At 65.3% G+C, this 14,092-nt stretch carries 10 protein-coding genes and 1 pseudogene; 1 reads left to right on the top strand and 10 read right to left on the bottom strand.

Annotated elements, in window-relative coordinates; all coding sequences use genetic code 11:
* Positions 1 to 9: 9 nt before the first annotated feature.
* Positions 10 to 357, bottom strand: coding sequence for a hypothetical protein (locus ACNFH5_RS11165; protein WP_416745948.1), 348 nt, complete (start codon positions 355 to 357; stop codon positions 10 to 12).
* Between the two features lie 773 nt (positions 358 to 1,130).
* Between ACNFH5_RS11165 and betT the strand changes: the two genes are divergently transcribed.
* Positions 1,131 to 3,089 carry a choline BCCT transporter BetT gene (betT, locus tag ACNFH5_RS11170; RefSeq protein WP_416745950.1) on the top strand — a complete coding sequence of 653 codons (1,959 nt, stop codon included), beginning with the start codon at positions 1,131 to 1,133 and terminating at the stop codon, positions 3,087 to 3,089.
* A 192-nt stretch (positions 3,090 to 3,281) separates the two neighbouring features.
* Here the strand turns inward: betT and ACNFH5_RS11175 are convergent, their stop codons facing one another.
* The 9 genes and pseudogenes from ACNFH5_RS11175 to ACNFH5_RS11215 all read right to left on the bottom strand — a co-directional run bounded on the left by ACNFH5_RS11175 (position 3,282) and on the right by ACNFH5_RS11215 (position 13,597).
* The gene (locus ACNFH5_RS11175) at positions 3,282 to 5,321 is read right to left on the bottom strand and encodes an OPT family oligopeptide transporter (RefSeq protein ID WP_416745952.1); all 2,040 of its coding nucleotides are present in this window, start codon (positions 5,319 to 5,321) and stop codon (positions 3,282 to 3,284) included.
* Between the two features lie 276 nt (positions 5,322 to 5,597).
* Positions 5,598 to 6,434 (bottom strand): taurine dioxygenase, encoded by an 837-nt coding sequence (tauD, locus tag ACNFH5_RS11180; RefSeq protein WP_416745954.1) that lies wholly within the window; start codon positions 6,432 to 6,434, stop codon positions 5,598 to 5,600.
* 85 nt (positions 6,435 to 6,519) lie between these two features.
* Positions 6,520 to 7,338 carry an ABC transporter permease subunit gene (locus ACNFH5_RS11185; RefSeq protein WP_416745956.1) on the bottom strand — a complete coding sequence of 273 codons (819 nt, stop codon included), beginning with the start codon at positions 7,336 to 7,338 and terminating at the stop codon, positions 6,520 to 6,522.
* Positions 7,328 to 8,119 (bottom strand): taurine ABC transporter ATP-binding protein, encoded by a 792-nt coding sequence (locus tag ACNFH5_RS11190; protein WP_416745958.1) that lies wholly within the window; start codon positions 8,117 to 8,119, stop codon positions 7,328 to 7,330. Before ACNFH5_RS11190 ends, ACNFH5_RS11185 begins: the two co-directional genes overlap by 11 nt.
* Before the next feature lie 130 nt (positions 8,120 to 8,249).
* Complete coding sequence (gene tauA / locus ACNFH5_RS11195) at positions 8,250 to 9,260, bottom strand: taurine ABC transporter substrate-binding protein (protein WP_416745960.1); 1,011 nt, start codon at positions 9,258 to 9,260, stop codon at positions 8,250 to 8,252.
* A gap of 80 nt (positions 9,261 to 9,340) precedes the next feature.
* Positions 9,341 to 10,310: pseudogene (locus tag ACNFH5_RS11200) on the bottom strand (aliphatic sulfonate ABC transporter substrate-binding protein).
* A 174-nt stretch (positions 10,311 to 10,484) separates the two neighbouring features.
* Positions 10,485 to 11,381 (bottom strand): acyl-CoA dehydrogenase family protein, encoded by an 897-nt coding sequence (locus tag ACNFH5_RS11205; RefSeq protein WP_416745962.1) that lies wholly within the window; start codon positions 11,379 to 11,381, stop codon positions 10,485 to 10,487.
* Between the two features lie 192 nt (positions 11,382 to 11,573).
* Positions 11,574 to 12,518: an ABC transporter substrate-binding protein gene (locus tag ACNFH5_RS11210; RefSeq protein WP_416745963.1), complete on the bottom strand. Its 945-nt coding sequence runs from the start codon at positions 12,516 to 12,518 to the stop codon at positions 11,574 to 11,576.
* An 11-nt stretch (positions 12,519 to 12,529) separates the two neighbouring features.
* Entirely contained in the window at positions 12,530 to 13,597 is a 1,068-nt protein-coding gene (locus tag ACNFH5_RS11215; protein ID WP_416745965.1) for an LLM class flavin-dependent oxidoreductase, read from the bottom strand.
* Positions 13,598 to 14,092 lie beyond the last annotated feature (495 nt).

The following is a 14,092-nucleotide window of genomic DNA, read 5'->3' on the forward strand; positions in this document are numbered from 1 at the left end:
AGAGCAGTCTTACTTGGTAGCGGTGTTCGAGTGAGCGACCACCGGAGTGCAAGACGGGTTGGTCAGCTTGGCCGGATCGGTCAGCAGGCCCGGCATCATGCGCGAGGTGCAGTTGAACACGCGGCCTTTGGTAGTGGTGGCGACGTAGGAGAGTTCCTGGCCACCCAGGGCGTCCGGCTGACCGGCTTTGACGTCGCTGACGACCAGCTCGTCGGAAGAAGCCAGACCAATCATCTGGGCGGTAGCGGCTTGCAGCGGAACGATGGCCTGGTTGGTGGTCATGGTCTGGCAGCCGGCGAGCGAAGCGAAGAATGCAGCGGCAATTGCGGTACGAACGGCGGTACGTTTGAAGTCCATCTCGTGATGCTCCCTAATTGGTGGTTTTTTGTCCTGCCGGGGGAGACTAACGGAATCGGCAAGTCAATCGCCATAGCCGTTTCACAAGTTTTTCACGAAATATTGCACACCCGTTCAAATTTCCAGGCTCGGATACGCTCTAGTGCGGGAACTGTGCTAAGGGAAAAACTGTTTCTTGCCGGTAACAGCCGTTTATCGCTTCAAAGCCAGAGCCGGCGCTGAAACGCTTCACCTTTGGCGACGAATGGTCGCAGTGAAAGGCCGTGCCGACTCACAGGTCGGCAGGAGGGAATCCTGAGCAGGAAGTCAAAATCAGGACTATTTACCGCCGATACCAAACAAAGCAGTCCCATCGACCAGATCAATACCGCTCATCAAGACCATTCACTTCTTTTTGTCACAATCTTCAGGGAAAATGGCTATCAGGCGGTCGGGACCCATTTTCCCCGGCGCCATTGGAGACTACCGTGACCAGCTTTGCCGCTCTTGCCAACTTCTTCGCCGCCACCGCTTTCCTGACTGCGCCCGCAAAGGCCGACCCGGAACGCCGTGAGATCCGTGAGGCGAAAAAGAACCGCCGCAAGTAAGCAGTACCCGCTCCGCTCGGCCCTTTTGACAGGGCCGGCGGCGGGACCATCGGTCCCGCCGATTGGCTTTCCAGGGCCTTCCCGTGTTTTCATTGAATGCTTGTTCAAGGAAAATTTCGAGGGACCCCGCCCGTTTTGTCCGCTGCACAATCGCCCCCGTCCGTAACACCCTCCTCCGCCATGCGCATGAACCCACCGGTCTTCTACGGTGCGGCCGCGCTGATTCTTCTCTTCTCCCTGATCGTCATCAGCCAGCCCCAACGGGCCGGTGAATGGCTGCTCGCCGCGCAGTCCTGGGCCGCCGATACCGTCGGTTGGTACTACCTGCTGGCGATGACGCTGTACCTGATCTTCGTGGTGGTCACCGCGCTTTCCGGCTATGGAAAGATCAAGCTCGGTGCCGACCACGACGAGCCGGAATTCAGCTACCTGTCCTGGGCCGGCATGCTGTTCGCCGCCGGTATCAGCATCACCCTGTTCTTCTTCTGCGTCTCCGAACCGCTGACCCACTTTGCCCAGCCGCCGCAAGGCGAGGCCGGCACTCCGGAAGCGGCGCGCCAGGCCATGCAGCTGCTGTTCCTGCACTGGGGCCTGCACGGCTGGGGCGTGTTCGCCCTGGTAGCGATGGCGCTGGCCTACTTCGCCTACCGTCACAACCTGCCGCTGGCGCTGCGCTCGGCGCTCTACCCGCTGATCGGCAAGCGCATCAACGGCCCGATCGGCTACACCGTGGACTGCTTCGGCATCATCGCCACGGTGTTCGGCCTGGGCGCGGACATGGGCTTCGGCGTGCTGCAACTCAATGCCGGGCTGGATTTCCTGTTCGGCATCGCCCACAGCCATCCGGTGCAGATGACGTTGATCGCGCTGATGATGGGTGCGGCGATCCTGGTCGCCGTGTCCGGCGTCGACAAGGGCATCCGCCTGCTCTCGGACATCAACATGCTGCTGGCCTGCGCACTGCTGCTTTTCGTGCTCTTCGCCGGCCCCACCCAGCATCTGCTCAACACCCTGGTGCAGAACATCGGCGATTACCTCGGCAGCCTGCCGACCAAGAGCTTCGACCTCTACGCCTATGGCAAGGACGGCAGCGACTGGCTGGGCGGCTGGACAGTGTTCTACTGGGCCTGGTGGATCGCCTGGGCACCCTTCGTCGGGCTGTTCATCGCGCGCATCTCGCGCGGGCGGACGATCCGCGAGTTCGTCTTCGGTGTGCTGTTCATCCCACTGGGCTTCACCCTGGCGTGGATGTCGATCTTCGGCAACAGCGCCCTGGACCAGGTGCTCAATCATGGTTTCAGCGAGCTGGGCCGCGTGGCCATCGCCGATCCGTCCATGGCGCTCTACCAGATGCTGCAGAACTACCCGGCCAGCCGCGTGGTGATCACGGTGACAGTGCTGGTCAGCTTCGTCTTCTTCGTCACCTCGGCGGACTCCGGCACCGTGGTGCTCTCCACCCTCTCCGCCCACGGCGGCAGCGCCGATGACGACGGCCCGAAGTGGCTGCGTGTGTTCTGGGGCGCAGCCACCGCGCTGGTGACCGGCGGCCTGCTGTTCGCCGGCAGCATCGATGCGCTGAAATCAGCGGTGGTGCTGACCTCGCTGCCGTTCTCGCTGATCCTGCTGCTGATGATGTGGGGCCTGCACAAGGCGTTCTACCTCGAATCCCAGCGTCAGCGTGCGCGCACTCACTCGCTGGCGCCGCCGCCCTCGGCCAAGCCTGGCGGCTGGAAGCGACGCATCTCCCAGGCCGTGCACTTCCCCACGCGGGATGAGGTGTACCGCTACATGGTCGACGTGGTCAGCCCGGCGATCGCCGAGGTCTCCGAGGTGTTCCGCGAGAAGGGTCTGCAGGTGGATTCCGACCTGGACCTGAGCAACCTGGAGATCGGCCTGGAGATCGGCCACGGCGCGCAGCATCCGTTCCTCTACCAGGTCTCGATGCGCGGCTACTTCACCCCCTCCTTCGCCCGTGCCGGCATGGGCGGCCTGCACCTGAAGAACCGCCGTTACTTCCGCGCCGAGGTGCACCTTTCCGAAGGCAGCCAGGACTACGACCTGATGGGCTACAGCAAGGAGCAGATCATCAACGACATGCTCGACCAGTACGAACGGCACCTGCAGTTCCTGCATCTGGTGCGCTAGGTTCAGACTTGCGCATGCCCTTGTCGGAGCGAGGGGGACACCTGGTTCTTGCTCGCGAACCGCCCAACACGGGCGCTGCCGGTGAATCCGTTCGCGAGCAAGCTCGCTCCTACAGACTGCGCATCTCACGGTACGAGGAGCAGATAATGAAAAAGGCGCCCGAAGGCGCCTTTTTCACATCGCGGCGAAGGATCAGCCGCGGGTGCCGCTCAGCACCTTGCGATAGAACAGCACGCAGATCGCCACGAAGACCACCAATCCCAGCCACTGCGCGGTGTCCTCGAAACTCCCCCCGACCAGGGCCAGGGGCGAGGCAGAACCAGTGGCGCCGATGATGGCGGCGAGCAGGATGCCCATCAGGCTCTCGCCGACGATCAGGCCGGAAGCCAGCAGCACGCCCCGGCGCCTGGGCTCGTCGGAGAATTTCTCCGCGTCGACACCGGCTGCTGCAGCGCGCTTGGCCAGCGCGGTCTCCAGCAGCCAGCCGATCACCGCGCCGACCACCAGGGTCATGCCGATGGTCGGTGGCAGGTAGATGCCCAGACCTACGGCGAGCACCGGCAGGCTGGCCTTGCCGGTGCGGCGCAGCAGCACGTCCACCAGAATCAGCGCAATGCCCAGCGCCACGCCGATCAGGATCATGTTCCAGTTCAGCGCATTGTGGAAAATCCCACTGGCGATGGCCGTCATCAACGTCGCCTGCGGTGCCGCCAGCGCGGCGTTCGGGTCCATCGCTTCACGCGGCAGCGCGCCGGTGAAGCCGTAGGCGTTGTACAGCAGCTCCAGCACCGGCGGGATCACCAGCGCACCGACCAGGCAGCCGACGATCAGCGCGACCTGCTGGCGCCAAGGCGTCGCGCCGACCAGATAGCCGGTCTTCAGGTCCTGCAGGTTGTCATTGGAAATCGCCGCAATGGCGATCACCACGGAGGTGGTGAACAACGCCAGGGCGATGGCCAGTTTGCCGCCCTGCTGGTCGAGGAAGCCGGTTTCCAGCGAACCGATGCCGAGGATCAGCAGCGACACCAGGATCACTGCGATGATGCCGATACCGGAAATCGGGCTGCTCGAGGAGCCCACCAGGCCGGCCATGTAGCCGCAGGCAGCGGCGATCAGGAAGCCGAAGAAGAAGGCGAAGATCACGCAGACCGCCACCAGGCCCCAGAAGCCGAAGCCCTTCAGGTCCGGCGCGGCGTCGCCGACGAAGTAGGAGAACACCACGAACAGCGCCACCAGCAGGAAGCCGGCAATGGCGACGATCCACTTGGCGGAGAGGTCCTGCTCGGTGCGCAGGTCGCTCACTTCGCCACGACCACGCACCGCGCTGAGCGACGACCAGACGCCCTGGACCATGGGCTTGAACAGGGTCGCCAGGGTCCACAACGCGGCGATGCCAATGGTGCCGGCGCCGAGGAAGCGCACCTGGCTGCTCCACAGCTTGGTGGCCAGCTCCGGCAGGCTCTGCCCGGCCGCCAGCACGCTGTTCACCGAGAGCAGCGGCACGGCCACGCCCCAGGCGATGACCACACCGATCAGGATGGCGATGCCGGCGGTAATGCCCATCAGGTAGCCGGCGCCGACCAGCGCCAGGGAGAAGCCGGTGGACAGGCGGAACGCCGCCTGCCCGGCGGTGATCCAGAAGCTGAAGCCCTCGGCGAGCACCTTGAAGCCGCTGCTGAGCAGGCTGAACGCAGCGGCGACCACACCACCGGCGAGGATATCGCGCAGGCCCGGAGCGCCGGCTTTCGCGGGCTTGCCGGCCTTTTCCTGTTCCTCGTCCTGGCTGCCGACACGGAGGATTTCCGCGGCCGCCACGCCTTCGGGGTATGGCAGGCTGCTCTGTACGACCATCACGCGGCGCAGCGGGATGGTGTAGAGCACGCCGAGAATGCCGCCGATGGAGCAGATGGCCGCCGTCTGCCAGAACGGAAAACCGCTCCAGTAGCCGATCATCAAGAGGCCGGGAAGGATGAAGATGATCGAGGACAAGGTGCCGGCCGCTGAGGCCTGGGTCTGCACCATGTTGTTCTCGAGGATGTTGGAGCCGGAGAAGTAGCGCAGCACGGCCATGGAAATGACCGCCGCGGGGATCGACGAGGCGAAGGTCAGGCCGACCTTCAGGCCGAGGTAGACGTTGGAAGCGGTGAACACCACGGTGATCAGCGCGCCGAGAATCAGGCCGCGAACCGTCAGCTCGGCGAGGTTGGACTCGTCGGGAATCCGTTCTTGCATGTAGGCAGTCTCTTCATAAAGCGGAACTGCCAAAGCGTAGGACAGTGAGCCAGCCACCGCGACCCAGAATGGCGACGAATGCGGTCTGCGGTGCGGCTTTGTTGCCGCAAGTCATGGGGATGACGGTAATTTCCGAGTCACCGCGCCGTCTGTAGGAGCGAGCTTGCTCGCGAACGGATTCCAGGATGACTCCGGAGTTATGCGGTTCGCGAGCAAGCTCGCTCCTACGAACAGCCTGTCAGTCCCGTAGGGCGCAGGATTTGGACGCTGGAGAAGTCAGAACGGCTTGTCCCCCAGAATCGTCGCACGGTGCATCACGCGGCGCTGCGGACGGTAATCGTCCACCGCGTAGTGCTGGGTCACGCGGTTGTCCCAGAAGGCCACGTCGTTCTCCTTCCAGCGCCAGCGCACGGTGAATTCCGGGCGTGCGAAGTGGGCAAACAGCAGGTCGAGGATGGCACGGCTTTCCGCCGGCTCCAGCTCGTTGATGCGGGTGGTGAAGCCGTCGCTGACGAACAGCGCCTTGCGCCCGGTGACCGGGTGCGTACGGATCACCGGATGGCTGCGCGGTGGGTTCTTCCTGCGCGCTTCTTCCAGCCGCGCCAGGTCCGCGTCGGTGGCGCCGAAGCGCTCCTGGGGGAAGGACTTGCTGATGTCGTGGGTCGCGGTGAGTCCGTCGAGCAACTGCTGCAATGGTTTCGACAGCGCCTCGAACGCCGCGATGCCACTGGCCCACAGCGTGTCGCCGCCGTAGGGCGGCAGTTGCTTGGCGGCCAGCACGGCGCCGAGGGCCGGGGTTTCCAGGAAGGTCACGTCGGTGTGCCAGATGGCGTTGTCGCGCACGTCGGTAACGGCGGTATCGAGGACGATGACTTCGCGTTGCTCCGGCGAGCTGGGGTAGATCGGGTGGATATGCAGGTCGCCGAAGCGCGCGGCGAAGGTCGCCTGCTGGTTCGGCGTCAGCGGCTGGTCGCGGAAGAACAGCACGTGGTGATCGAGCAGGGCCTGTTCGATCTGGCGCTGCGCCACGTCGTCCAGCGGGTCGGCCAGGCGCACGCCGGAAACGATGGCGCCCAGGGCAGGGCTGATGGGTTCGATGCTCAGGGTGGTCATGTTCGTGTTCTCTCGTGAGGTTCACCGGAAGAGCCGTGCTCTCCCCTGCCCTCGCCGGCTTGGCGAGGGTGTCGAATCGGTAGGGTCATTCCCAGGAAGCGAAGCGCTTCTGCAGCCAGCGCAGCCCCAGCTCGAAGCTCAGCGCGATGGCCGCGATCAGCAGGATCCCCAGCACCACCACGTCGGTGGCGAGGAACTGCGCGGCAGACTGCACCATGAAACCCAGGCCGCGGTTGGCGGCGATCAGCTCGGCGGCGACCAGGGTCGACCAGCCCACGCCCAGGGCGATGCGCAGGCCGGTCAGGACTTCCGGCAGCGCGCTGGGCAGGATCACATGGCGCACCACCTGCAGGCGGCTGGCACCCAGGCAGCGCACGGCCTGGATGCGCGATTTGTCCACACGGCGCACGCCGGCGGCGGTGGCGATCAACAACGGGGCGAACAGCGCGAGGTAGATCAGCAGCACCTTGGACAACTCGCCGATGCCGAACCAGATGACGATCAGCGGCAGATAGGCCAGCGGCGGTACCGGGCGGTAGAACTCCACCAGCGGATCGAAGGCGGCGCTGACCAGCGGATTAAGGCCCATCAGGATGCCCAGCGGAATGGCGGTCAGTACCGCAGCGCCCAGCGCCAGCAGCACGCGCAGCAGGCTGGTACCGACGTGTTGCCACAACGACGCATCGACGTAGCCCTCGGCGAGCAGACGCTGGAAAGCTTCCACCAGTTGTTCCGGTGCCGGCAGGAACAGCGTGTCGACCCAGCCCAGGTGCGTGGCCAGCCACCAGAGCACGAAGACGCCACCGATGCTGCCGGCGGCGGCCCAGCGGCGGTAATCGCCCGGCACGCTGCGGGCTTTCGGCGCAGCGGCGGGTAGTTTGGCGGCGAGGGTTTCAGTGGGCATGCTCGGCCTCCGGTTCTTCGAGGAACTCATCGAGAAGCAGTTGGCGCAAACGCGCGAATTCCGGGTCGGACTTGATGCTGCGCACCGGCTCGCCTGCGGCGTAGCGGCGGGCGAAGTCCAGCGGCAAGCGCTTGACGATGCGCGCCGGCGGGCCGTCCATTACCACCAGGTCGGTGGCAAGGAACAACGCTTCATCGACGCTGTGGGTAATCAGGAACAGGCCCTTGCCGGTCTTGCGCCACAGGTCGAGGGTCAGCACTTGCATGCGCTCACGGGTCAGTGCGTCGAGGGCGCCGAAGGGTTCGTCGAGCAGCAGGAAATCCGGTTCCACCGCCAGCGCGCGGGCCAGCCCCAGGCGTTGCCGTTGCCCGCCAGAGAGTTGCGAAACACGGTAGTCGGCGTGTTCGCCCAGGCCTACCAGCTTGAGCACTTCATGGGCACGAGCGTTGCGCTCGGCAGCGCCAACGCCGCGGATGCGCAGGCCCAGCGCGACGTTGTCCAGGGCGTTGAGCCAGGGCATCAGCGCGTCATCCTGGAACACCACACCGCGTTCGCCACCGGGGCCCTCAAGGGTCCGGCCATCGATCTGTACACGGCCGCTATCCGGTGCCTGGAAGCCCGCCAGCACGTTGAGCAGGCTGGACTTGCCGCAGCCCGACGGGCCGAGCACCACCAGGGATTCGCCCTTGGCCAGGCTGAGAGTGAGGTCCTGCAGCACGACGCGCTCGCGTCCGCGCTGCTGGAATGTGAGGCTGACTGCCTCGGCCGTCAGACGGCTCATGTTCTGCCCTCCGTAGGGTAAGAAGAAATGCGTGGCGCTTTTCTGTAGGAGCGAGCTTGCTCGCGAACCCGCTGAGCTTCAGAGCAAGCTGGGGTTCGCGAGCAAGCTCGCTCCTACGAAGAGCAGGTACTCAGCGCTGCCCGACCTGCACGCTCTCCGCCTGGCGCACGTATTCGGCGCTGACGTAGGGCGAGTAGTCCTTGAGTACCGACGGCACACGCTTCTGCTCTTTCAGGAAGGCAGCGGTACCGGCGATGTCCTTGGCGGTGCCGCCGCCCAGCAGCGCGGAAGAGAGCTGCGCCTGGGACTCGGGGAACGCCGAACCGGCGAGCAGCTCGGGCACGTCCTGCGGATCGGCGCCGGTCAGCTTGGCGATCTTTTTCACCTGCTCGGAATCGGCGGTCCACTGCGCCTTGTGGGCGTTGTAGTCGGCGAAGGAATCCAGGCTCACCCTGGCGAACTTGGCGATGATTTCCGGGTGCTTCTCGGCGAAGTCCTTGCGAGCCACCCAGACCTCGAAGGTCGGTGCGCCCCACTGGCCAACTTCTGCGGCGTCGGTCAGTACCTTGCCGGACTTCTTGATCTCGCCCAGGGCGGGCGACCAGACAAAAGCGCCATCGATGTCGCCACGGCGCCAGGCGGCGGCGATCTCGGTGGGGTTGAGGTTGACGATCTTCACCTTGGTGGGGTCGATCTTCCAGTGCTTGAGCGCGCCCAGCAGGCTGTAGTGCGAGGTCGACACGAAGGGCGTGGCGATGGTCTTGCCGATCAGATCCTCGGGCTTCTCGATCTTGCTGCCGTTACGCACCACCAGGGCCTCGGCGGCGTTGATCTGCGCGGAGACGATGAAGGCAACGATCGGCAGACCGCGCGAAGTGGCAGCGGCCAGCGGGCTGGAACCGAGGTTGCCCAGTTGCACGTCGCCCGAGGCGATGGCGGTGACGACTTCCGGGCCACTGTTGAAGCGGCGCCAGTCGAGCTTCTCGCCGATGACTTTTTCGTAGGTGCCGTCGGCCTGCGGGACCTTGGTCGGGTCGATGCCGGTCTGGTAGCCGAGGACGATGTCGGCCTGGGCGGCGCCTGCGACGCCGGCCAGGGCGAGCGCGGCCAGCAGGCGGCGCGTTGCACTGATGTGTTTCATGTGAAGCTCCTGGAAATGCGTACAGAGGCGGCCGGCCGGGCCGTGACGGGCCGCTCCAGGGGAGCGGCGGGAACGATTGATCAGTTGCTCGCCACATCCGGCTGCCAGACCGGCACCGCGCGGGCGTCCACCGGTTTGGGCAGCAGGCCCTGGGCATAGAACGCATCGGCGATGCGCTGCTGCTCGTCGAGGCCGTCCTTGCGCACCGGCTGCACGTCATAGCTGCGGCGGGCGTTGGCCTGTTCGACGGTGGCGACATCGAGGTTGCCCCACAGCGGGCCGAGCACCTTGGCGGCGTCAGTGGGGTGTTCCTTCACCCAGCGACCGGTCTTCTGCAGTTCGGCAAAGACCTGCTTGAGCACTTCCGGGTGGGCCTTGGCGTACGCGGTGGACGCCAGGTAGTAGCGCTGGTAACTGGCCAGGCCCTTGCCATCGACAAGCACGCGGGCGTTCTGCTGGCGCTGGGCGCTGGCGACGTACGGGTCCCAGGTCACCCAGGCATCGATCTTGTGGTTTTCGAAGGCGGCGCGACCGTCGGCGGGGGTCAGGTACGCCGGCTGGATATCGGAGAACTTCAGGCCGGCCTTCTGCAGGGCAGCGATCAGCAGGTAATGGCTGCCGGCGGCTTTGGTCACGGCCACGCGCTTGCCCTTGAGGTCAGCCAGCGAATTGAGCGGCGAGTCCTGGGGCACCAGGATCGACTGCGCCGTGGGCGACGGGGTTTCGCGGGCGAAGTAGGTCAGTTGCGCCGGCGGCCTGGGCGAAGACCGGCACGGTATCGGCCACGTCAGCGGACAGGTCGACATTGCCGACGTTGAGCGATTCGAGCAGCGGAAGACCGCTGGGGAACTCATGCCAAGTCACCTTGATGCCTTGCTTGCCCAGTTCGCGCTCCAGGCTGCCTTGCGCCTTGACGATGGTCAGCAGGGTGGAAGACTTCTGGAAGCCGATGCGCAGGGTCTCTTCGGCGTGCGCGGTCAGCGCGCCGAGCAGTGCGACCGAGGCGCTCAGGCCAACGGCGAAACGGCGCAGGAAAAGGCTGCGGGACATGGGTACGGCTCCTCGGGTACGGGTTGGCCGCCCGCAGAGCGAGGGCGGACCACTGGACAGGTCAGGTGGTGCTGGATGAGTCCGGTGGTCCGGTAGAGCGAAGATTACAGGTATAAAAAATCCAAAATAAATAATTTTTAGTTCTTAACTAATGCCGGACGGATTTAGCGCAGATCAGTGCGCAGCCCCCAGCAGCCGGGCCCTCAGGCCCTCCGCACGGAGACTCGATTGCGCCGCCTCGCGGGCGACCGCCAGCGCCTGGATCGCCAGGTTGGAAAAGTAGCTGCTGCGGCTGAAACTCAGGGCCGCGCCCGCTTCGATGTCCTCGTCCAGCTGTGCGGCAGCCTGCTCGCTGAGCACCAGGGCGAGCCCCAGCAGCCGAGACAGCGCCGAGCTCTCGGATAACTCCAGGCGCTGCGCCGCATGCAGCGCCAGTCCCAGGGCGACGTTGGCCTCCAGCAGCAGAGCCAGGCCATCGCACAGCGATCGACGAGGTGTGATCGCCAGGCCGGGAGGCAGAAGGATGTCTTCGGGGTGCAGACGCAGTTCGTGGCATTGCGCACCCGCGCGCAACACCAGCCCCGCGCGGGTCGCGGGCAGAGCGGCAAGCAGGTAGTCACGGCCCGGCTCGTACCAGGCACGCAGCACCAGCCAGTCGGCAGCCTCGACGGTAAAGACATCCAGTTCCAGGCCATTGACGCGAAAGCCACCGCGCACATGCTCGGCCGCCTGCAGCGACGGGCCGTCCCCCAGCGCGCCCCACAGCGGTTCACGCAGCAGCGTCAGGTTCAGCAGACGCTGCACCTGCTCCCGGCTGCCCAACAGGCTAACGCGAGCAAGTTGCAGGTGATGCACGGCGAACAGCCGAGCCAGGCCGCCATCGAGCTCGCAGAGGTCGCGCAACGTCTGCAGGATGTCGCGCCAGGGGCTGCCACTGCCGCCCAGTTGAGCAGGCAGGGACAGCCGCAGCAGGCCGGACTCGCGCAAAGCGCGGGCCCAGATGCCGGCAGTGCTGGGAACAGGTGGAGCGACCGGCCGGGCCGCGGCCAGCCGGAACGGAACAACGCTCATGAACACCTCTGGAAAGACGGGAGGATCAGTAGCCTGGGCGTTGCGCGCGCGGGTGGACTAAAGCGGAAACAGAGCTGGTAACGGCCCGTTGCACGTCGGAAGAGAGCCGGCGGCCGGGGCGGCACTTAGAACCATATCCAAGCACCGCCGCGAGGTTAAATAACCTTTTTGCCTTAGCTGAGAACCCGACAATCAGTGGAATGAGGTGGCGAAGGACGTATCGATCACGCTGGAGGTATCAAAAGCCTTGGGCAATGCGCCGGTCTGCAAGAGGAAATCGGCGGTGCCCTGGTAATCGGCGGCGGCCTGTTTATCCACCGGGCCAACGCTCATGGCGGCCTGGCCGATCCAGTGGCGCGAGACGGACTGATCGAGGTTGGCCTTCTTCGCCCAGATGTCTGCGTACTGCTCCTTGTGCGCTTCGACCCAGGCGCGGGCCTTCTGCAGACGGCCGAGGAAGTCGGCGATCTGCTCGCGCTTGGGATCGATGGAGTTGGCGTTGGCAGCGATGCTCGACAGCCCCGGCATCAGGTCACGGGCGGTGAGGATCGGGCGCGCGCCGGAGAACACGATCTGCTGCGAGATGTACGGCTCCCATACCGGGAAGGCATCGATGCTGCCACGCGGCAGGGCAGCGGCGGCGTCGATGGGCATCAGTTTGACGAATTCCACGTAGTCGCTGGGCAGGCCGGCCTTTTCCAGCGCGCGCAGGGTCAATTGCTGACTCCAGGCGCCGGGCCAGTAGGCGACCTTCTTGCCCTTGAGGTCGGCGATGGTCTTCACCGGCGAGTCCTTGGGTACCAGCAGCGCGATGGTGTCGGGATTCTGCCGGGAGATGCCGATCAGCTTCACCGGCGCGCCCTTGGCGGCGAGGAAGATGAAGCCCGAATCACCGAGGAAACCCAGGTCCAGCGCGCCGGCCTGCAGTCCTTCCGCCACCGGCGCTGCGGACTGGAAGTGCTTCCAGTCAACGGTGTAGGGCGCGCCTTCAAGCACGCCGGACGCTTCCATCGATGCGCGCACGTTGTAGTAGTTCTGGTCGCCCACCCGCAAGGTCGGCAGGTCGGCGGCCTGGGCCAGGGGCGCCCCCAGGATCAGCGCGGCGAACGTGGCGCGCAGGCGTTGCTTCAGGTTCATCGAAAAGCTCCTCAGCCGACGCGCCGCAATTGCGGCAGGCGGGCGATATGGTCATGGATGGCAGGAATCAGGCCCTGGCCGTAGCGCACGGCATCGCCGAGCGGGTCGAAGCCACGGATCAGGAAGGTGGAAACACCCAGGCGGTAGTACTCACCCAGCGCAGCGGCAACCTGCTCGGGCGTGCCGACCAGTGCGGTGGAGTTCCAGCGCGCACCGGTGAGCCGGGCCACACCGGTCCACAAGCGGGTATCGAGCACTTCGCCCTGCTGCGCGGCAGCCAACAGGCGCTGCGAGCCGACGTTCTCCGGCTGGTGATCATTGAGCGGCAGGCCCAGGCGGGTGCGGTTCTCGCGCACCTGCTCGAGTACTTCGGCGGCACGCTTCCACGCAGCCTCCTCGGTGTCGGCGACGATGGGACGGAAGGACACCGAGAAGCGCGGATCGCGTCCCTGCGCGTTGGCGACGGCCCGCACGCGGCGGATGTGCCCGTCGACGGCGGCCAACGGCTCCCCCCAGAGCATGTAGGTATCGGCGTACTTCGCCGCGACCTCGATGGCAGCATCGGAGGAGCCGCTGAAGTAGATCGGAATATGCGGCTGTTGCCGCGGGCGCACGGCGGGCGAGGCGCCCTGGAAGCGGTAGAACTCGCCGTCGAAATCCACCGGGCCGTTGGCGGTCCATATCTCGCGCAGGGCCTGCAGGTATTCGTCAGTGCGGGCGTAGCGGCGATCGTGTTCGAGGTAGTCGCCGTCGCGCGCGAGGTCCTCATCGTTGCCGCCGCTGACCACATTGAGAGCCAGGCGACCGTCGCTGAACTGGTCGAGGGTGGCAAGTTGGCGAGCAGCCAGGGGCGGCGCGATCACGCCGGGCCGGTAGGCCAGCAGGATGCCCAGCCGGCGGGTGGCGGCGGCGACGAAGGAACTGACCACCGCACCCTCGGCGGCATTGCTGAAGTAACCCACCAGTACGCGGTCAAAACCGGCGTCCTCATGGGCCTGGGCGAATCGCCGGACGAAGCCGGCGTCTACCGCGTCCCCCAGCGGCTGATCCACCTCGGAACTCGGGGTGGCGGTGATCATGCCGAGAATTTCCACGCTCACTGTGTTGCCCTCGCCTGGGCCGCTGCATAAGGTCGGCGGCTTTCGTTATAAGAAAAACATCGGTTTCGATGTTGTTCTTAGAAGCTATAGGCAAGAACTTCATGATGGAAATTCATTTTTGTCATATTCTAATATGCGAATTGAGCATATTCAGCCACACCCAAGTTGCGCGCTGAGCTTTTCGCTCTTCGTAGGAGCGAGCTTGCTCGCGAACGGTGCCGCACGGCGCCATTCGGCTGAACCAATGAGCGAAGGGGGTTCGCGAGCAAGCTCGCTCCTACACGGGGGGCCGAGTGGCGGCAGGACCGTAGGGCGCATAACGCGCCAGGCGTTATCCGCCGCGAGGTAAATCGGCTCATAACTTTCGCTCTTTGTAGGAGCGAGCTTGCTCGCGAACGCTGCCGCACGGCGCCATTCGGCTGAACCAATGAGCGAAGGGGGTTCGCGAGCAAGCTCGCTCCTACAAGGGGGGCC

The organism is Pseudomonas sp. NY15435 (assembly GCF_048068295.1).
In the GTDB taxonomy this organism is placed as follows: domain Bacteria; phylum Pseudomonadota; class Gammaproteobacteria; order Pseudomonadales; family Pseudomonadaceae; genus Pseudomonas.

Bases quoted from the DNA above. Each gene is read 5' to 3' on its own strand.
- ACNFH5_RS11165 (WP_416745948.1), bottom strand. From the start codon at position 357: ATGGACTTCAAACGTACCGCCGTTCGTACCGCAATTGCCGCTGCATTC.
- betT (WP_416745950.1), top strand. From the start codon at position 1,131: ATGAACCCACCGGTCTTCTACGGTGCGGCCGCGCTGATTCTTCTCTTC.
- ACNFH5_RS11175 (WP_416745952.1), bottom strand. From the start codon at position 5,321: ATGCAAGAACGGATTCCCGACGAGTCCAACCTCGCCGAGCTGACGGTT.
- tauD (WP_416745954.1), bottom strand. From the start codon at position 6,434: ATGACCACCCTGAGCATCGAACCCATCAGCCCTGCCCTGGGCGCCATC.
- ACNFH5_RS11185 (WP_416745956.1), bottom strand. From the start codon at position 7,338: ATGCCCACTGAAACCCTCGCCGCCAAACTACCCGCCGCTGCGCCGAAA.
- ACNFH5_RS11190 (WP_416745958.1), bottom strand. From the start codon at position 8,119: ATGAGCCGTCTGACGGCCGAGGCAGTCAGCCTCACATTCCAGCAGCGC.
- tauA (WP_416745960.1), bottom strand. From the start codon at position 9,260: ATGAAACACATCAGTGCAACGCGCCGCCTGCTGGCCGCGCTCGCCCTG.
- ACNFH5_RS11205 (WP_416745962.1), bottom strand. From the start codon at position 11,381: ATGAGCGTTGTTCCGTTCCGGCTGGCCGCGGCCCGGCCGGTCGCTCCA.
- ACNFH5_RS11210 (WP_416745963.1), bottom strand. From the start codon at position 12,518: ATGAACCTGAAGCAACGCCTGCGCGCCACGTTCGCCGCGCTGATCCTG.
- ACNFH5_RS11215 (WP_416745965.1), bottom strand. From the start codon at position 13,597: ATGATCACCGCCACCCCGAGTTCCGAGGTGGATCAGCCGCTGGGGGAC.